Below are 4,386 nucleotides of genomic sequence, written 5' to 3'. Positions count from 1 at the left end.
CCTCTGCATTCGACATGGTCGCAAAGAAACGGTCATCCTGACCATCTTCCTCGCGTTTGTGAACGAAGGCTGGAACAAGATAAATCTTATCTTTAGGGTCTGCCTTTTGATTTTTTTCACCCAGAAGATTATTAAGAGTCTGGGTAAAATAGTTGGTAAATTGAATTAATTCACTACTTGCAAAAAGAGTAGTATTCGAGAAGTCACCCTCCTCTTTAAGGTTAAAAGCAAGGCCAAAAAGTCCTGCTTCAACGAGCTGCGATAGGATATCTAAACTTGAACGTTTCACCCAAGTCTGCTCTCGTGCACTATCCTGGGTATCCTTAAAGGCTTGCAAATCCTGCTCACTTGTAAATACAGGAACAACCTTCTTACCTTCTACTTCAACTGCATAGAGGTCTTGGGCAGCCAATACTGGAGTACGTTGTAGATGATTAACCAAGGCTAGACTAGTCAAAAAGTGGTCTGGCTCCGTTAAAAACTCTCTCAAGGTTTCATCAAAGGCTTGCAAATCTTGATTTTCTGTCATTCTTCTGTCTGTTCTTTCGTTTCTGATTCAGGGAAATTTCTTGGTGCTTCACCACTATCCTTCGGATGGCGTGGTTTACGATGTGAGCGACGTCGGTGATGATGCTCTCCTCCATCCTCCCCGTCTTCAATTTTTTCAGGCTTAGGAAGCAAGGTTTTGATTGAAGCATCAACACGACCTTTTTCATCGATTTTGATAACTTTAACGGTTACCACATCCCCAACCTTAACCACATCTTCAACATGCTCAGTACGTTTCCAAGCTAATTCTGAAATATGGACTAAGGCATCAGTCTTATTAAAGAGGTGGACAAAAGCACCGAACTTTTCAATACGCACAACTGGTACAGTGTAAACCTCGCCAACCTTAGCTTCACGCACAAGGTCAGAGATGATTGTTTTAGCACGGTCAATAGCATCCTGATCACTAGAGAAAATCTGAACGAGTCCTTCTTCATCGATATCAATTGTGACACCCGTCTCAGCGATAATCTTGTCAATGGTTTCACCACCCTTACCAATGACGACCTTAATCTTGTCGACAGGAATCTGAATACTGTCAATCTTAGGAGCTGTTGGTGCCAATTCTGGACGTGGTTCAGCAATTGCTGACTCAATAATATCAAGGATCTCAAAACGAGCTACCTTGGCTTGAGCCAAAGCTTCTTCGAGAATGGCTGGCGTAATTCCTGAAATCTTAATATCCATCTGAAGAGCTGTAATTCCTTGACGTGTACCAGCCACCTTAAAGTCCATATCACCAAAATGATCTTCTAAACCTTGAATATCAGTTAGGATAGTGTAGTTAGCACCATCTGAGATAAGCCCCATGGCAATACCTGCAACAGGTGCCTTAATCGGCACACCACCAGCCATAAGAGCCAAAGTCCCTGCACAAATAGATGCTTGTGAGGAAGAACCGTTCGACTCCAAAACTTCAGCTACCAAACGGATAGCATATGGGAACTCTTCGATACTTGGGAGGACTTGAGCAAGAGCACGTTCACCTAAAGCTCCGTGACCAATTTCACGACGGCCTGGTGCACCGTAACGCCCTGTTTCACCCACCGAATACTGAGGGAAATTGTAATGGTGAAGGAAACGCTTCTTATACTCTGGATCCAAACCATCAACAAGTTGTGTAGCACTCATAGGAGCCAAGGTTAAGACCGATAAGGCCTGTGTTTGCCCACGCGTGAAGAGACCTGACCCATGAACTTTTGGCAGAAAATCAATTTCAGCATCCAAAGGACGGATTTCATCTACACGACGACCATCTGGACGAACCTTATCCTCGGTAATGAGACGGCGCACTTCAGCATGTTCCATCTGCTCAAGGATTTCTGCTACATCACGCAAGATAATATCTTTATCCTCATCTTCTGCAAAGCGTTCTTGATAAGAAGCGAGGACCTCTTCTTTAACAGCCTGTGTTGCTACTTCACGCGCAAGTTTTTCTTCCACCTGAACAGCCTTAGCCAACTGATCATAGTATGCTGTTTCAATCTCATCCTTCAGATCAACATCAACTTGTAAAAGTTCAACATCGGCTTTTTCCTTACCAACAGCTGCAACAATATAATTTTGGAAATCAACCAACTCTTGAATAGCTTCATGTCCCTTCAAAAGCGCTTGCAACATGATATCCTCTGACAATTCCTTGGCACCTGATTCTACCATATTGATGGCTTCCTTAGTACCTGCTACTGTCAAGTCTAAATGTGAAACTTCTTTATCCGCTGCACTTGGGTTGATGATGAAATCTTCTGCTGCATAAGCCACTTGAACCCCAGCAATCGGACCATTGAAAGGAATATCAGAAATGGAAAGAGCTAAAGAACTCCCAAACATAGCTGCCATCGGCGCACTTGCATTCTCATCATAGGAGAGGACTGTGTTAATGACTTGAACCTCATTACGGAAGCCCTCCGCAAACATAGGACGAATAGGACGGTCAATAAGACGAGCAGTCAAAGTGGCGTCTGTTGAGGGACGGCCTTCACGCTTATTAAAACCTCCCGGGAACTTACCAGCTGCATACATTTTTTCCTCATAATTAACCTGTAAAGGAAAGAAATCTGCAGTTGCCATCTTTTTAGACATAACAGCTGTTGATAATACAGTCGTATCTCCATAACGTACGACAACAGCGCCGTTAGCCTGCTTAGCAACCTGGCCCACTTCCACAACAAGTGGGCGTCCCGCAAAGGTCATCTCAAAAGTTTGTTTAGCCATGTTTGATCCCTCTTTTTATCCATAACCAGTCCTTATAAAAAGAGCTGGTCAACTTTATGTCATTCATTTGATATAACTTTCATTTTACCATATTATAGACGAAAATGGCAGAGCTTCGGCATAAGTTCCCACTTAAAGATTCCCTTGACCTCGGATATTTAAAGGTATTTATGTTATAATAATCACTTATGAGAGACAAAGGAATGACTATGAAAAAATTACAACACATCATTATGATTGCCTTAATCTTACTAGGCCTAGTGACACCCGCTCTAGCACAAGAGCAGACCGATGATTTCAATGTTGCTGCTAAACATGCGATTGCTGTCGAAACCACTACAGGAAAAGTGCTCTATGAAAAAGATGCCACCACTCCTGACGGTGTTGCTTCAATGACTAAAATCCTGACAGCCTACATGATCTACAAAGCAGTAGATCAAGGGAAAATCACCTGGGATACTGAAGTCGATATCTCAGATTATCCATTCAACTTAACAGTTGATTCAGAAGTTTCAAACGTCCCACTAGACTCTCGAAAATATACTGTCCAACAACTCTTAGATGCCACGCTCATTGCTAGTGCTAACAGCGCTGCGATTGCTCTAGCTGAAAAAATCTCAGGGACAGAGAGTGCTTTTGTAGATACAATGAAGGCCCAATTAAAGAAATGGGGAATTACTGATGCTAAACTGTACAACGCTTCAGGGCTTAATAATAAGTATCTAGGAGACAACCGCTACCCTGGTTCTAATCCCGAAGACGAAAATACCATGAGTGCTCTGGATGTTGCGATTATCGCAAACCATCTCATCCAAGACTATCCTCAAGTACTCGAAATCACCAAACAAACCGAGGTTGATTTCGAGGGTGACAACAAATTGACTACCCACAACTACATGTTAGAAGGCCAAGACAACTACCGTGAGGGGGTTGATGGACTTAAGACTGGAACAACTGAACTTGCTGGGGCATCCTTCGTAGCCCACTCCAATGAAAATGGCATGAGCTTGATTACAGTCGTTATGAATGCGGACAATGGTGGTGACGATGAAGCTGCACGTTTCACAGCCACAAATGAGTTACTAGATTATGTGACACAAAACTGGGAAATCAAAACCCTCAATACCAAGGGACAAATCGTCAAGAAAAATGATATTAAGGTAGCTGATGGAGATAGCAAAACCATCTCTGCTAGGCTCGAATCAGATCTTACAGTCGTTCAAAAAGTCAATAGCAAAGATGATGCAGTAAAAATCCAAGCAAAAACCGTGACAGCTCCTATCAAAAAAGGTGACATCATTGGAACGGCAACCTTTGATGATAAGGACCTTGTAGGAACAGGTTACATATCTGATCCTCCTCAAATTTCTGTCACAGCCAACCAATCTATCGAGAAAAGCTTCTTCCTAAAAGTGTGGTGGAATCATATCCTTAATTTCTTCACAGGAAACAAGTAAACACAAAACTAGCTTTTGATATCAAAAGCTAGTTTTTATTTGCTTTGAAATCGTTGTATAATCGTAAAAGCTCCTTCTCAACAGCTTAAGTTCCTCTCAAAATGTGGTATAATAAATATCCAAAACACATGAAGGAACAAACCATGAAAAAACTGATTACGCTTAT

3 protein-coding genes are annotated in these 4,386 nt (G+C 42.2%); 1 reads left to right on the top strand and 2 read right to left on the bottom strand.

Annotated elements, in window-relative coordinates; all coding sequences use genetic code 11:
* Both RWZ99_RS08870 and pnp read right to left on the bottom strand, forming a co-directional pair.
* A partial coding sequence (locus tag RWZ99_RS08870; protein WP_314678189.1) for an SseB family protein occupies positions 1-529 on the bottom strand: 529 nt, incomplete at its 3' end.
* Positions 526-2,763: a polyribonucleotide nucleotidyltransferase gene (gene pnp, locus RWZ99_RS08865; RefSeq protein ID WP_314678186.1), complete on the bottom strand. Its 2,238-nt coding sequence runs from the start codon at positions 2,761-2,763 to the stop codon at positions 526-528. The genes RWZ99_RS08870 and pnp, both read right to left, overlap by 4 nt.
* A gap of 209 nt (positions 2,764-2,972) precedes the next feature.
* On the opposite strand from pnp, the gene pbp3 reads away from it, so the two are divergent.
* The gene (gene pbp3, locus RWZ99_RS08860; protein WP_314678184.1) at positions 2,973-4,220 is read left to right on the top strand and encodes a D-alanyl-D-alanine carboxypeptidase PBP3; all 1,248 of its coding nucleotides are present in this window, start codon (positions 2,973-2,975) and stop codon (positions 4,218-4,220) included.
* Positions 4,221-4,386 lie beyond the last annotated feature (166 nt).

The sequence above is a fragment of the uncultured Streptococcus sp. genome (assembly GCF_963545685.1).
Taxonomy (GTDB): Bacteria; Bacillota; Bacilli; order Lactobacillales; family Streptococcaceae; genus Streptococcus.
The sequence above is the reverse complement of the archived record's forward strand: the minus strand, read 5'-3'. Positions and strand labels throughout refer to the sequence as shown.

What these genes read in the sequence shown, in the direction of transcription:
- pnp (WP_314678186.1), bottom strand. Translation starts at nt 2,763, where the DNA reads ATGGCTAAACAAACTTTTGAGATGACCTTTGCGGGACGCCCACTTGTT.
- pbp3 (WP_314678184.1), top strand. Translation starts at nt 2,973, where the DNA reads ATGAAAAAATTACAACACATCATTATGATTGCCTTAATCTTACTAGGC.